The organism is Chryseobacterium endalhagicum, assembly GCF_016745235.1.
Lineage (GTDB): Bacteria > Bacteroidota > Bacteroidia > Flavobacteriales > Weeksellaceae > Chryseobacterium > Chryseobacterium endalhagicum.
The window spans coordinates 347,362-362,172 of the sequence record NZ_JAELVM010000003.1 but is presented as its reverse complement, the minus strand read 5'-3'; the positions used below and the strand labels follow the sequence as shown (position 1 = coordinate 362,172).

General features: G+C 39.5%; 14 protein-coding genes. 9 read left to right on the top strand and 5 right to left on the bottom strand.

The genetic code is table 11. From position 1 onward, the window contains the following. Positions 1-45 precede the first annotated feature (45 nt). On the bottom strand, positions 46-1,413 hold the full coding sequence (locus JET18_RS17355; protein ID WP_202093115.1) for a PQQ-dependent sugar dehydrogenase: 1,368 nt from the start codon (positions 1,411-1,413) through the stop codon (positions 46-48). Positions 1,414-1,631: 218 nt separating this feature from the next. Between JET18_RS17355 and secD the strand changes: the two genes are divergently transcribed. From secD to JET18_RS17335, 4 genes are all read left to right on the top strand, one after another. Beyond that, positions 1,632-4,547, top strand: a complete 2,916-nt coding sequence (gene secD / locus JET18_RS17350) for a protein translocase subunit SecD (protein ID WP_202093114.1) — start codon at positions 1,632-1,634, stop codon at positions 4,545-4,547. Positions 4,548-4,884: 337 nt separating this feature from the next. Next, positions 4,885-6,111, top strand: coding sequence for a TCR/Tet family MFS transporter (locus JET18_RS17345; protein WP_202093112.1), 1,227 nt, complete (start codon positions 4,885-4,887; stop codon positions 6,109-6,111). 54 nt (positions 6,112-6,165) lie between these two features. Then, positions 6,166-7,065, top strand: coding sequence for a helix-turn-helix domain-containing protein (locus JET18_RS17340; protein ID WP_202093110.1), 900 nt, complete (start codon positions 6,166-6,168; stop codon positions 7,063-7,065). A 74-nt stretch (positions 7,066-7,139) separates the two neighbouring features. After that, positions 7,140-7,796, top strand: coding sequence for a hypothetical protein (locus JET18_RS17335; RefSeq protein WP_228728587.1), 657 nt, complete (start codon positions 7,140-7,142; stop codon positions 7,794-7,796). A 275-nt stretch (positions 7,797-8,071) separates the two neighbouring features. Here the strand turns inward: JET18_RS17335 and JET18_RS17330 are convergent, their stop codons facing one another. Continuing rightward, positions 8,072-9,016, bottom strand: coding sequence for a hypothetical protein (locus tag JET18_RS17330; RefSeq protein WP_202093107.1), 945 nt, complete (start codon positions 9,014-9,016; stop codon positions 8,072-8,074). Between the two features lie 581 nt (positions 9,017-9,597). Between JET18_RS17330 and JET18_RS17325 the strand changes: the two genes are divergently transcribed. From JET18_RS17325 to JET18_RS17310, 4 genes are all read left to right on the top strand, one after another. Continuing rightward, on the top strand, positions 9,598-9,933 hold the full coding sequence (locus tag JET18_RS17325; protein ID WP_202093104.1) for a Sec-independent protein translocase subunit TatA/TatB: 336 nt from the start codon (positions 9,598-9,600) through the stop codon (positions 9,931-9,933). A gap of 4 nt (positions 9,934-9,937) precedes the next feature. Further along, positions 9,938-10,504 (top strand): phosphatase PAP2 family protein, encoded by a 567-nt coding sequence (locus JET18_RS17320; protein ID WP_202093102.1) that lies wholly within the window; start codon positions 9,938-9,940, stop codon positions 10,502-10,504. Continuing rightward, positions 10,501-11,316 (top strand): tetratricopeptide repeat protein, encoded by an 816-nt coding sequence (locus JET18_RS17315; RefSeq protein WP_202093100.1) that lies wholly within the window; start codon positions 10,501-10,503, stop codon positions 11,314-11,316. Before JET18_RS17320 ends, JET18_RS17315 begins: the two co-directional genes overlap by 4 nt. A 92-nt stretch (positions 11,317-11,408) precedes the next feature. Then, on the top strand, positions 11,409-11,864 hold the full coding sequence (locus tag JET18_RS17310) for a tRNA (cytidine(34)-2'-O)-methyltransferase (protein ID WP_202093098.1): 456 nt from the start codon (positions 11,409-11,411) through the stop codon (positions 11,862-11,864). A gap of 108 nt (positions 11,865-11,972) precedes the next feature. Here JET18_RS17310 and JET18_RS17305 read toward each other — a convergent pair whose 3' ends face one another. The 3 genes from JET18_RS17305 to JET18_RS17295 all read right to left on the bottom strand — a co-directional run bounded on the left by JET18_RS17305 (position 11,973) and on the right by JET18_RS17295 (position 14,041). Next, entirely contained in the window at positions 11,973-12,233 is a 261-nt protein-coding gene (locus tag JET18_RS17305) for a hypothetical protein (RefSeq protein WP_202093097.1), read from the bottom strand. A 69-nt stretch (positions 12,234-12,302) separates the two neighbouring features. Next, positions 12,303-12,776, bottom strand: coding sequence for a 23S rRNA (pseudouridine(1915)-N(3))-methyltransferase RlmH (locus JET18_RS17300; RefSeq protein WP_202093094.1), 474 nt, complete (start codon positions 12,774-12,776; stop codon positions 12,303-12,305). A gap of 278 nt (positions 12,777-13,054) precedes the next feature. Then, positions 13,055-14,041, bottom strand: a complete 987-nt coding sequence (locus tag JET18_RS17295; protein WP_202093092.1) for a GlxA family transcriptional regulator — start codon at positions 14,039-14,041, stop codon at positions 13,055-13,057. 121 nt (positions 14,042-14,162) lie between these two features. Here JET18_RS17295 and JET18_RS17290 point away from each other — a divergent pair, with 121 nt between their 5' ends. Continuing rightward, entirely contained in the window at positions 14,163-14,612 is a 450-nt protein-coding gene (locus JET18_RS17290; RefSeq protein ID WP_202093090.1) for a DUF1569 domain-containing protein, read from the top strand. Positions 14,613-14,811: the final 199 nt, after the last annotated feature.

Genomic DNA, 14,811 nt, shown 5'->3' with positions numbered 1-14,811 from the left:
CGAATCCCGAATCCCGAATCCCGGACCTTGAATCCCGAACCTCGACTATTTAATAATCAGCTTCTGGCTGTAAGATTTAACCTCTCCCGATTTAATGATCAGATAATAAACTCCCGGAGGAATTCCTGTAATATCAATACTTCCGTCATTTTCAATTTTTGCTTTATCCAAAACTAATTTTCCTTCCGTACTGAACAATTCTGCTGTACTGTTGATCATATCCAAGCCTTCCACAAATACTTTTTCGGAAGCAGGATTAGGATGAATGTATATGGAATTTGAATTAACTGTTTCATCTGTCGCTAGAGTTCCCGTCGTGATTTTAAATACTTTTCCACTGGTCACCGCAGCTACAAAAAGCTCTTTCTGGGAATTCTGCCCGAAGGTTGAAAAATTATTCCCTGAACTTGCCGGGCTCCAAACGATAGAATTATCAGCATTTAAAACTCCGATCTGGGTAGAGCAGTAGTCAGCAAAGATATATTTCCCCTGAAGCGAAGGATACTGGGTTCCACGGTACACATAACCTCCCGTGATGGAACATCTTCCTCCGGAATGATTATAAACGGCCACAGGGAAGGTCATCGTAGACATAGCTGCACATCCTGCAGTATTGTAAGCCGAATTTCCTTCGTAGCAGCGCCATCCGTAATTGACTCCCGCCTGTGTAACAGGCATCTTATTGATTTCCTCAATGGCATTCTGGCCCACATCCGCGATCATGACATTGCCGGTATTTGTATCAAACGAAAATTTCCATGCATTTCTGAGTCCGTAAGCCCAGATTTCATCAGATCCGGCCACCGCTCCTGCAAATGGATTGTCCGGTGGAATATTATATGGACCCGTTGCATTCACATCTATCCTAAGCATTTTTCCCAAAAGTGAATTTTTATTCTGGGAGTTGTTATTGGGGTCTCCTCCGCTTCCGCCATCTCCTGTCACGATCCATAAATTTCCGTCAGGGGCAAAATGAATGCTTCCTCCATTGTGATTGTCAAATGGTTTTGGAATATTCAGCAGTATTTTTTCTGAAGTTGGGTCGGCAATATCCGGATTGGTAGAATTGACCGAATACCTCGCCACAATAATATTTCCCGCGGTATTGTTGTAATAAACGAAGAAATAGCCGTTTGTGGAATATTGGGGATGGAAGGCAAGCCCTAGAAGACCTCTTTCTCCGCCATAAAGAACCTTGGAGCTGATATTGATAAAATCAGCGCTGTTCGTTGTTCCATTAGGCTGTACGATCTTAATAATTCCGTCTTGCTGGACGACAAAAAGACGGGTGTCTCCTGCATTCGTAATTTCAACGGGACTGGTAAATCCCGATGCAAATTCTACCAAATTAATACTTTGAGAATTAAGGATTAAAGAGGTAAAAATGCTTAAGGTAAAAAATAGTTTTTTCATAATATTTTGATATTTAGTGTATTGATAAGTGAATGAAAATTTTATACCAATTAAAATTTGAAAATTTCATTACGATAAGGAAGAATAATTATTAAATCTTAAATAGAAATTAAAACCCCGATATATCTGAAAATAAACCATTTCTGCTGTTAAAAAATTCATAAAATAATAATAAAATCATTATATTTGCCGACTTAATTTAACGTAGTTATAACAAAATGCAAGGAAAAGGACTTATTACAATTGTTGCTATTGTACTAGGGTTAATTTGCTTAAATGAGCTATTACCAACTTGGTACGCCAGCAAAATTGAAAAGCAGGCGACTGCTGTTGCAGGAGACAATCCAGAAAAGTATCAGAAAGAAATCGCAAGACTTTCTAAAGAAGATACTTTGAACCTGGGATTCACAAAACTTTATTACACTAAAGCCAAAGACAAGGAAATGAAACTTGGTCTTGACCTTAAAGGCGGGATCAACGTTCTTTTGGAAATTAACCAAAGAGACCTGGTGAATGATTTAACGAATTATTCTACCAACCCTGTTCTTATCGAGGCTTTAAACAAGACAGATGAAGTTCAGAAGAATTCTACAAAATCTTATATTGATAATTTCTTCGACCAGTTTGAGGCGATCAATAAAGCAAAAGGAACCAACCTTAAGCTTGCTGATCCTGAACTTTTCGGAAATACAAATTTATCAGAGATTAAGTACAATACTTCTGATGATCAGGTAAAAAGCATCATCAAAAGAAGAATCGACCTTTCTGTAGGGACTGCTTTTGAAGTAATCAGAACCAGAATTGATAAGCTTGGAGCGATCCAGCCTAACGTTCAGAGAGTTCCTGGTACGGCAAGAATTTCAGTGGAAATGCCTGGTATGAAGGATATTGACAAAGTGAAGAAAATGCTTCAGACGTCTGCAAAACTTCAGTTCTGGGAAGTACAGCAAATCAATGAGGTTGCTCCTTATTTCCAGACACTGTCTACGATGGTGGCTATCAAAGGTGATTCAATGGGAGTGGCTAAAAATGTCAACTTCATGAACATCTTGCAGGGAGGGAAATCAATGACTCAAAGTGCTGTAGGAAGTGTAAAACTATCTGATACAGCGGTTGTAAACAAGATCCTGAACAGCAAAGTAGGTCAGTCCTTACGTCCAGCAAACATTAAATATACCCAGTTTATGTGGGGCTACAAGCCGGAAGCTACGGATTCCGAAAGTCTGGTATTGTACGCCATCAGAGGGAATATCAACCAGAAAGCTCCGGTAGACGGTGCGGTTGAAACGGCAAGCATCAGCTATGATGAGCTGAGCAGAGTAGTGGTAGACATGCAGATGGACTCTAAAGGTGCTAAAGAATGGAAAACATTAACTGAGAAAAACGTAGGAAGACCAGTTGCAGTAACATTGGACGGAAGAGTGTATACCGCTCCGAATGTTGTGGGTGCTATCCCTAACGGTAGAACTCAGATCTCTGGTAACTTCTCTCAGGAGGAAGCTAAAGAATTGGTAGACGTTCTTGGTGCTGGTAAATTACCGGCAGGTGCTAAAGTAGTTCAGGCTACTGTTGTAGGACCTTCATTAGGACAGGAATCTATCAACGCGGGTGTGATTTCATTTGCCATTGCCTTCTTAATTATCATTGTTTATATCATTTTCTATTACGGTGGTGCAGGAGTGTACGCTGTAATTGCAATGATCATCAACTTATTCTATATTTTCGGAATTATGGATTCCGGAGACTTTACACTTACGCTTCCTGGTATCGCGGGTATTGTACTTACAATGGCCATGGCGGTAGATACGAACGTAATTATTTATGAAAGAACAAAAGAAGAACTATTCGCAGGAAAAAGCATTCTTGAAGCATACAAAGACGGTTTCAAACATGCATTGAATGCGATTATCGACGGACATACAACAACGTTACTAACTGCAGTTGTACTATTCTTCTTCGGAACAGGACCTATTAAAGGTTTTGCATTAACTCTTATGATTGGTATCGTGATGACTTTATTCACATCCGTACTTCTTTCAAGAGTAATGATCTTCAGCAGACTGAACAAAGGAAAAGGTCTTTCCGTATGGACAGCACCTACGAAAAACCTGTTCAGAAATACATGGATCGATTTCATCGGAAAAAGAAAATATGCTTATATCATTTCTGCAGTGCTTACAGTGATCTGTATTGTTTCCATTGCAACGCACGGTTTCAAATACGGTATTGATTTTACCGGTGGTAGAAACTATGTGGTAAGATTTGACAAAGCGGTTAATGCCAATGATGTTGAAGAAGCTTTAGTAAAAACATTCAAAACTGAAGACGGGAAGAACTCTTCCGTAGAAGCTAAAACTTTTGGAAACGACAAGCAGTTAAAGATCTCTACCGATTATCTGATTGAAGATGAATCTTTAAAAGCTGACCAGATCATCGAGCAAAAATTATTCGAAGGTCTTAAATCCAATCTTCCTGCAGGAATTACTTTATCAGATTTCAAATCTGCTGATAAAGAACACGCAGGGATCATCTCTTCTGAAAAAGTAGGACCTACGGTAGCAGACGATATCAAAACTCACGGTATCCTTGCAGTAGTGGCGGCCCTTGCGGGAATCTTTATCTATATCCTTGTAAGATTTAGAAAATGGCAGTTCTCTCTTGGTGCGGTAGCAGCCCTATTCCACGATGCGGTAATTATCCTTGGAGCTTATTCACTGCTTCACAAATATATGCCGTTCAACATGGAGATCAACCAGGATTTCATTGCAGCGATCCTTACCGTATTAGGATACTCAATCAATGATACCGTAATTATCTTCGACAGAATTAGAGAATATTTAAGAGAGAAGAAATCTTTAACATTAGCAGGATTATTTGATGACTCTATCTCCAGTACTTTAGGTAGAACATTCAACACCTCATTCACAACGATCCTTGTGATCCTGGCGATCTTCATCTTTGGTGGAGATAACCTGAGAGGATTCATGTTTGCGATGTTGATTGGTATTGGATTCGGTACCTATTCATCCATCTTTATTGCATCGGCTATCGCGTACGATTTCCTTAAAACGGGGAAAGAAGAAGACGTACATGGTAAATCCACCAGCACCAAAGAAGGACTTGCTACAAAGTAAAATAAACTACAATAAATAAGTAAAGACCGTTTCGAAAGAGGCGGTCTTTTTTTTGTTCGGGGTGCGGGTTTCGAGTTTGAGAGTTACGGGGTTGGAGCGTGATAGAGTATTAGAGTATTAGAGTATGAAGGTCTGTAAAGTAAGCCCGGGAGTATCGTATAAACGACAAATAGCCGGTAGCTGAGGTTCTCGAAGCTACCATTTTACACCCGTCAATTACAACAAACCCATATTCCGCAACCTTTAAACCCGAACCTCACACACCCAAGACCCCGTATCTCAAATCCCTCACAATTTAGATCCATTATATTTCAGATTTGATTAATTTTGCACCACTATGGAAAACTCAAAGAAAAAAGCAGCCATTGGCTTTATATTTATCACCTTACTGATTGATATTACAGGATGGGGAATTATTATTCCTGTAGTTCCTAAATTGATTGAGGAGCTCATCCACGCAGATATCAGTGAAGCGGCAAAATATGGCGGCTGGCTTGGTTTTGCCTATGCATTTACCCAGTTCATTTTTTCTCCGGTGGTAGGAAATCTGAGCGATAAATACGGAAGGAGGCCTATTATTCTGATTTCGCTTTTCGGGTTTGCCGTCGATTATATTTTCCTGGCTCTGGCGCCGACGATCTGGTGGCTTTTCCTGGGAAGGGTTATTGCGGGGATCACAGGAGCCAGTGTAACAACGGCCAGTGCATATATTGCTGATATTTCTACAGATGAAGACCGGGCCAAGAACTTTGGACTTATTGGGGCTGCATTCGGGATTGGATTTATTATCGGGCCTGTATTGGGCGGCGTTCTGGGGCATTACGGTGCCAGAGTACCTTTCTATGCAGCAGCGGTTTTGTGTCTGCTAAATTTCCTGTATGGTTATTTTATTCTGCCGGAAAGTTTAGATAAAGATAAAAGAAGAGAATTCGACTGGAAAAGAGCGAATCCTGTTGGTTCATTTAAGTTTTTAGGAAAGCATCCTGAAATTTCAGGACTTATCGTTGCCCTGATTTTAATCTATATTGCCGGACACGCTGTACAGAGCAACTGGAGTTTTTTCACCATGTATAAATTTAGCTGGACCGAAAGAATGGTTGGGCTTTCATTGGGAGCGGTCGGACTTTTAGTAGGTTTGGTTCAGGGCGTTCTGATCCGCTGGACAACTCCAAGGTTAGGAGAAGAGAAAAGTATTTATTACGGGTTGGCTCTATATGCAGTAGGAATGCTGCTCTTTGCTTTTGCTACCGAAGGGTGGATGATGTTTGCATTTCTGATTCCTTACTGTTTGGGTGGGATCTGCGGACCTGCACTTCAGTCCGTAATCACGAAAAGTGTTCCTTCCAATGAACAGGGAGAGCTTCAGGGAGCCTTAACCAGCCTGATGAGTGCTACTTCCATTATAGGGCCTCCATTGATGACCAATCTGTTTTACTATTTTACCCATGATGAAGCACCGTTTGAATTTTCCGGAGCACCGTTCTTCCTTGCCTTTGTTTTAATGGCAGTAAGTGTAGTGATGACGTATTATGCCTTTCAGAAAAAAGGGAATAAAAAGGTTTAAACTGATTCCTGTTCTTGAAGGAAAAGATTAAATTGCTTTAACAAAATACATCTTATGAGCCGTATCCCTCAGTATAAACCTGATGAATTTAGTTCAATCCTTGATATAGACTGGACCGGGAAATCCACGGCAAAAAAAGAACTGAATGACTTTTTTATAGAACCGCTCCATATCTTGAAAGAAGGGAAAATTCCTTCCCGCCCACACCGTAAAACGGTCAATGATTTTATTTTCATTACCAAAGGGAGTATAGAGAAAATGGTTTGTTCAAGCATATTCGGGGTAGAAAAGGGGATGATTATGCTGCTTCCGCCGTATAAGATCCGGACATTTTTGCGTTATACACCTGATGTAGAAGGATTTTACTGTCACTTTTCCAATGAATTTATTGCAGACGGACCCGGCCTTAAATATTTACAGGATATATTGAATCATGCTGAAATTCTGTATAATCCCACTCTTTTTCCTGATCAGGTGCATCAGGAAAGGATTGGTACTCTTCTTCGGCAGATGGAGGAACTTTATCGGCAAAATCAGGGTTTTGATCTTATCAGATTGTATCTTTTCACGTTATTGGGCGAGATCCGGCATTTCATAGACAACCTTCCCCGTCCAAACCTTTCTGCGAATGAAACCTTGGTATTCAGGTTTCGTAAGCTGATCACCAGCCAGATTCAAAACCTTCATTCAGTGAAAGAATATGCAGATCTGCTTCATGTTTCCCCGAATCATTTAAACAAATCCATAAAAAATACAACAGGAAAAACCGCTTCCGAAATTATCAACGAATCCCTGCTGATGGAAGCGAAAGCACTTCTTTCCCAACCTCATTATTCGGTGTCGGAAATTTCCTTTGCATTGGGTGTGGAAGATGTTTCCTATTTTTCCCGCTTTTTCAAAAAACACAGTGGCATAAGTCCTTCCGACTACCGGAAAGGGATTGATTTGTCCTGATAATAGATTTATCTGTTCTAACCGTATTTTGTTGTATTTCAGAATTTTGTAAACACAATTGATACTGTTAAAGCATGAAAAAAATAATACTTTTAGCAGCAGGCTTCATTCCTGTGCTGTTGTATTCCCAGACTGAAACTCCCGCCTCAAATCCGCCTGTCATATTTGAAGTTTTGGCCGGAAATAAAGGATTGGCTTCCCAGATGACCGTTAATAAAGGGTTTGAAGGCAGTAAAAGATTCGGTTTCTTCAGTGTGGCCAATATTTCTTCAAAATGGTCTGAAGATCATTCCAAAGATGCCATGATCCAGGCCAATATTACTTTTGAGGTCATCAGAAACCTTCGTCTCGTAGGTGGTTCTCATTACACGCCCAACACAGGATTACGGCCTACTGCCGGATTCATGTATTCAAAGAATTTTAAAGATTTTTTACTGGTCGTTAATCCCAGATTGATAGGATTTTCCGGAAGCAGTATCGCAGAAGGTTTTATCATGATGGAGTATAAACCTGAAATCAGTGAAAACTGGAATTTGTATTCCCGTATTCAGGGGTTATACTCCGAAACCATTAAAGATGGCGGGCATGCCCGAAGTTATTTAATGCTCAGGCTTGGGATGAGCTATAAATGGGTAACGTTTGGTGCCGGAGCGAACTTCGACAGCTATGGCCCGATCAAAGAAAGCAAGCAGAATTATGGAGTTTTTGCAGCGGTGAGATTATTTAATTAAACGGAGCCCGGGATAAGAATTTCTGTTTGTAAAAGGTAAGGAAGGCAGAAGCCCGGAGAGGGAAGTTATAGAAGTCAAAAGTAGAAATGGAGCCTGGCTTTATTATTTTTAGAAGCAGTTTTAATGGTAGCTGTTCAATATTTATGATCCAAGAGTAACTTCCAGCCTCCGTCCTCCATCTTCCAGCCTTTTAATCTTGCTGCGGTCAATAAAACAGGGAAGCCCAAAAGCTTCCCCATTTTCTATTGAAAAATATAATAATGTGTTCAGAATGTTTACGGATACAATGATTTCGTTCCGTTGCTTACGATATTGCTTCCCAGTCCTGAAAATGATACCGAGAAATTGCTTGTGTTAAAGCTTAAAGAACCTGTAGGAGTACAAAGTCCAAGTGCGTATCTGCACTGTCCGTAAGCACCCGTTCTCTTAGTAACTTTGCTTTCACTTTTTGCTTTTCCTAAGCTGATATTCCCCCAATCGCTTACATCAACATTGGAAACTGTAGATCCGGAATAATAAATAGTGATCTGGTACCCGATTTCTCCTCTTTTCGAACCCCAAAGCCATTTCGCTGTCCACCATTCTTTGAACCATTTGGATGATACTTTAGCCTGGGCATCAAGAGGTGAAACTTCAGAATTTCCTCTGGTGTCCATCATGACAAGTCCGGAAAATATATTGTCCCAGATAATTCCTGATTCATTATAAAAACATAAAGAAGTGAACTGCTGTCCCTTGTGGTTCCACGAGATTTCCAGAACATCAGTCCCGGTTTTGATCTGTTCGGAGGCAGCTTCTTTAATTCCTTTCTGGGCTTCAGATAACTGATCTCCGGAAAATAAAGTCCCGATTTTTCCCACTTTTACCGTTTCAGGCTCAAGAATGTTTCCTTCTGCAGTAAATTGTTCTCTGTCAGAAACTAAAGTTTGAGAGATTTCAATCCCTTTCTGCGTTGAAAGTTTTCCTAAAACAGTAATTCCAGTGATTTGAAGGTCGTTTTTCAGATACTTTTCCAGATTACTCTTGGAATCATTAATCTGAACCTGAACATTGTCCGGAACAACCTTTAATCCTGGAGTGATTTCTTTTTTCAGGTCAGCACCCGTTACTTTGGCAGCAGGAGCTTCCTGTACCATTTCGCTGTTTTCATTCTGACAGGCAGTAAGCGTTAATACCGATATCACGGCAAAAAGCTTAAAAGTAGTTACAAGTTTTTTCATAGTAATAGATATGGTTTTTTATGTGTAATAAATATACTCAATTTTACAATAAGTCTCGTTTGTTTGAATTAAATATTTGTTAACTGAACGTTGTGTGGAGTTTAATAGTGGAGTTGCGGGTTGCGGGCTGAAGTTGTGATGTTGGTGGTGAATGGTAGCTTCGAGAGCCTCAGCTACCGATATTTGTCGTTTATTCAATACTTCCGAATTTATAGGCTCAAACCTTAAACTCACGAATCCCTAAGCAAATCATACACCCCATAACTCCCAAATTCATATCTTATAACCCGAAAACCGAGATCAAGAAACTGACAACCCGCAACTGACAACCCGCAACCCATTCACTCTAAAACTCTCAAACCCTCCAACTCCAACACCCCGTGACTTCCAAATTTGTAACTCATAACCTGAAAACCGAGATCAAGAAACTCGCAACCAGCAACCAGCAACCAGCAACTGATACCGCAACCCATTCACTCCAAAACTCTCAAACCCTCCAACTCAACCCCCCGAATCTTAAAATTTGTTTAAAAATTATACTTTACCGCAAATAACTGTATAATCTTTTGTAATTTTACCGCATGGAATTAAGCATTGGAGAAATGGCACTGATCGCGGTAGCGATTGTTGTATTATTCGGTCCGGATAAACTTCCTCAGATAGCGCGTGACTTAGGAGCAGGCGTTAGGAAAATGCGTGGTGCAGTGGAAGACATTAAAACGGAGATCATGAAGGAAACGGATAATCCTGTTTCCGAGATCAAGCGTGAAATAGAGAAGGTAAAAGATGCGGCAAAAGATTTCAATCCTATGAAGGATATTGAGAAAAATATAGCCAATGAACCTTCTGCAGCTAATGAACCTCCAAAATTAAAACCTGCCGACGACGAAACATACGAAGGGCCTGTAAGCAGATAATTTTATGGAGGAAATCATTCAGGAAGATAAAAAGGTTTTTCTATACCTTAATAATTTGGGCGACAGTTCGTTCGACCAGTTTTGGATGCTTATTTCCAGCACATGGATCTGGGTACCGCTTTACATTATATTTCTTTATTTTTTATATAAAAATTTTAAACTAAAATCATTAGTTTTCATTCTTATATTCATTGCTCTGGGCGTTACAGTTTCCGATCAGCTGGCCAGTGTTTTCAAATTTGGAGTGGCCAGGCTGCGGCCATGTCATGATCCTTCACTGGAACATTTTATGAGGATTGTGAAGTGCGGCGGACAGTACGGGTTTTATTCTGCCCATGCTTCCAACACCTTCTTTCTTGCCGCTTATTTAAGTATTTTATTGAAAAAGAAAATCAATTGGTTTCCATATGCTATATTTGCATGGGCTATAATAGTTTCTTACAGCCGGATATATTTAGGAGTTCATTTCCCGATAGATATTTTGGTGGGGGCGTTTGTTGGATCTTTATTGGGAGTGATATTTGGAGTACTCGCCAAAAAAGTCATCAACAAACAAACTATAACTTCATGAAAAAAACTTTACTCATTACAGCATGCATATGCTTTTCATTCAATCTTTACGCGCAGGACAAAACCAAAGCTGAGGAATGCTTTAAAAAAGCAGACTACAAATGCGCCGAAGAGCAGTACACCAAGCTTGCAGAAAAAGAGCAGATCCAGAAATTTCAGTCTGAATATTACAATAATCTGGGAACAGCTCAGAGAAGGCTGGGGAAGACTACACTTGCGTTAAAGTCTTATGAATCAGCCTTAAAATCTAATCCTTTGTCCGCTCCGGTGTATGCAAATCTTGCCTCACTGAACAGCCAGAAAGGAAATAAGACCAAAGCACTGGAATATATTTCCAAAGGGCTTAGCATCGATGCTGAGAATCCCGAATTTTATCTTACCCGTTCCAAGATCTATGACAGCCAGGGAAAAAAAGACCTTGCTTTAAATGATCTGAAGCAGATTCTAACCTTTGCCCCTGATAATATTTTCGCCAAAACAGGACTGGCCAATCTGAAAAAAAATAACGGCGATCTTGACGGAGCTTTAAAAGATTACAATCAGCTGATTTCCGAAAAACCGGAATCACTGCTGTACAATGGCAGGGCGGATGTGTATCTCAAAATGAAAAAAACAAAGGAAGCTCTTACAGACATTACGAAAGCCATTTCCATAGACCCTAAGTTTTCCCACTCTTATGTAACGAAAGCTTTAATCCTGTTTGATACGGCAAAACCTAAAGAAGCCTGTGAAAATCTGGATAAAGCTGTAAGTTTAGGCTATGAAAAAGCTATTTTGGCGGATTATTATACGAAATGTACCGTAAAAAAATAATTCTAAAATAACAAGGCTGTGTTTACAGCTAAAACAGATAGTGGAACCGTAGAGTTCCACTATTTTTGAACCTAAAAAAGAAAGATATATAGATGTTGAATATTGTTCTTGTAGAACCCGAAATACCCAACAATACAGGTAACATAGGACGATTATGTGTAGGAACAGAAAGTAAATTGCACTTAGTTCACCCTTTTGGATTTGTGATTAATGATAAAAACCTGAGAAGATCCGGACTGGATTACTGGGTACATCTGGATGTTACAGAATATGCCAATGTGGAGGAATGGATCCATTGTATTACCGATCCTTCCCGTGTTTTTTTAATGAGCTCCCATGCTGAAAAATCCTATCTGGAAACTGAATTCCGGGATGGCGACTGGCTGGTGTTCGGTAAGGAAAGTGTGGGCTTGGGTAAAGAAGTGCTGGATCATTTCGAAAATCATTTAACCATTCCGATGTCAAAACTGATCCGAAGCTTTAATATTGCGAATTCTGTGGCTTTTGTTGTTGGTGAGGCAAAAAGGCAGATTAGTTTAAAAGTTTAGGGATAATACCGTCAGGAAGTTTGAAGCCCGAAGAGGGGAGTTACTGAAGTCAGGATAGAAATATCAGGTGTTTTATTAATGTTTAAAATTACCTTAACAAATCTTAATTTAATTATTTTTTTTGATTAGCTTTCCCGATATCCAGTAAATAGCTGCAAAAAGTAAAATAAGGATTGCTGCCAATAGAACATAGCCCCAATTTCCCAAAGACCATAGAAAACTGAATAATATAGCAGTTGCTGTATTAACTATATTTAATGCCTTTTCGGGATGTCCGTCTTCTGCACTAATGCTGCCTATTACCAGTAATAACGCGTAAAGAATAATCAAAAAAAGAACAAAACTCAAAAGACTTTTTTTTGTTATCATCTATCATTTATTATTTTACGTTGCCATAATTATACCAATAGTACAAATTAATTTTGGTTCAGGAAAAAATTAATCATTATGATAAGGCTTGCCCTGCAGGATCTGGTCTGCACGGTAAAGCTGCTCCACAATAAACAGACGGATCATCTGATGCGTAAATGTCATTTTAGATAATGACATTTTTTCGTTGGCCCTGTTATAAATTTCCTCAGAAAAACCATAGGCGCCCCCGATAAGGATATGAACTTTTTTAACCGATAAATTCATCCAGGAATCTATTTTCTGGGCAAACTCACGACTGGTAAACTGTTTTCCTTTTTCATCAAGGATAATCACCAGATCATTTTTGTCAATATGATTCATGAACAGCTTGGATTCTTCCTTTTTCAAAAGATCTGGAGAAAGGTTTTTTGCATTTTTTACATCAGGAATTTCAGTGATTTCAAAATTCCAGTGCTTGGGAAGGCGGGTAAGATAGTAATTGATCAGAGAAGTGATCTCTTTGTCATCTGTTTTACCGATACAAAGTAAGCTGATTCGCATGATAGAAGGGTTTCAAAGGACAAAGATACCATTTTTGCAGATTTAAAACGGACTGGATGTTCAATCTCAATCCAAGGCTCTGTTTTCGTTTAAGATAACCTGAGTTCAGAATTGTAATTAGCTACTAATTTCTAAAGCTGATGATATCTCGAACTATCCTTGGCAAGGTTTTAAACCTTGCCAAGGATACGGTAAAAGGACAAAGGTAGTTTTAAGTTTTAAAGACTAATCTTCACCCTCAAAAATTCACCACTGACTTGCGAAGCAAAATTCACCATTCACTCTACCTCCTGACTCTTATACTTATTTCTGTAATCCACAGGGGTAAGTCCCGTAATTCGTTTAAACACCGTTCGGAATGTTTTTAAATCATTGTAACCGATACTGTAAGTGACGTCGGCAACATTGCTTTCTCCGGTTTCAAATGCTTTTTTTGCAGCTTCCACCTTCACACGCTGGATGTATTCTATAGGATTCAGGCGGGTTGCATTTTTGAATCTCCGGATGAAATTCCGCCTGCTCATATTCACCTCGCCGGCAATCTGTTCTACTGTAATATCTGTTGTAAAAGTCTGCTCAATATAGCTCTGTGCTTTATGAATTTCATGATCATCGTGAAGCCGCTGGCCTGAAAATACGGTGAAAATACTTTGGGAAGTCCGTCCGTAATCCAGTGCATAGAATTTACTGAGTTCAACGGATATTTCTTTACTGCAGTTATGTTCTATAAAATACAGCATAGCATTTAATGATGAAAAACCGCCGCCACCGGTAATAATTGCTTTTGAATGGGTCACCACATGATCCGGTTTGAAATCAATGAACGGATAGCGTTTCTGCAGATCTTCCATGGCGCCCCAGTGTGAAGTAGCGGGCATATGGTCCAGCAATCCGGATTCTGCCAGAAAATAAGCTCCTGTACACAAACTGATCAGCTGTTTTTTCTGCTCATATTTTTCTTTGATCCAATGAATCAGATCATTGTTTTCAGCCAGAAGGCTGTCAATATGTTCCGGTTCCGTACTCATGGGCGGAATAATGACAACATCCGTCTCAAATTCCTCAGAAATGATTCTGCTGCAGGAAAACTGCACGGGAAGATTGGATTGGATGGTTTTATCCCGGACGCCCACCAGTTCTATATTGAAAGGAGCTGGAATTCCTTTTCTTACGGCAGATTCGTTGGCACTCATCAGAAGAGAGGCTGTGTTGGATACCGCTGTAGACAGTACGCCCTGATAGACTATGATTGAAATATGTTTCATTGTTTCCAGGTATATGATGATTAAAGGTAGCTGTTTTTTGGCACAAAACACCCTGTTGAATGTCATTTTTACGGATCAGGACTTTCTGGGAGCCTTAATAATTTTACAGAAAGAAATTATTATGAAAACAATATTTGATCATCATGTAAGAGAAGAACTGATCACAAGGATCGACAGTCTTACTCAAAAGAATACCGCCCAATGGGGGAAAATGAACCTTTTCCAGATGATGAAGCACTGTACGGTTTGGAATGACTGGGTACTTGGGAGAAATAATCAGACCTACAAACAGGAGTTTTTAGGCTGGCTGTTTGGAAAAATGGCTTTGAAGGGAATGGTAAAAGATGAAACACCGATCAAGAAAAATATGCCGGCCGGAAGCTTTGCGATTAAAGAAGCAAATGGAGATACGGAACACGAAAAACAGACCTGGAGGAATCAGATTGCGGCATATGAACATTTCTCAAATCCGGATTTTATTCATGATTTTTTTGGAAAGATGAAAAAAGAAGAGATCGGTATTTTTGTGTACAAGCATATGGATCATCACTTGCGTCAGTTTAATGCGTAAAAGGTTAGGAAGTCTGAAGAAGGAAGTAATGGAGGTGCAAAGATAGACTGCAGCCTGGTCTATTAATTTTTTAAAACTGTTTTAATAAATTTAGAAGTAACTGTTTTATATTAGGTTCAATAGTCCATCCAGCCTCTTTTTTCCAGCTTCCAGCCTTTTTAATCTTAACTTTTAACCCGGATTCAGATTTAACTTATTG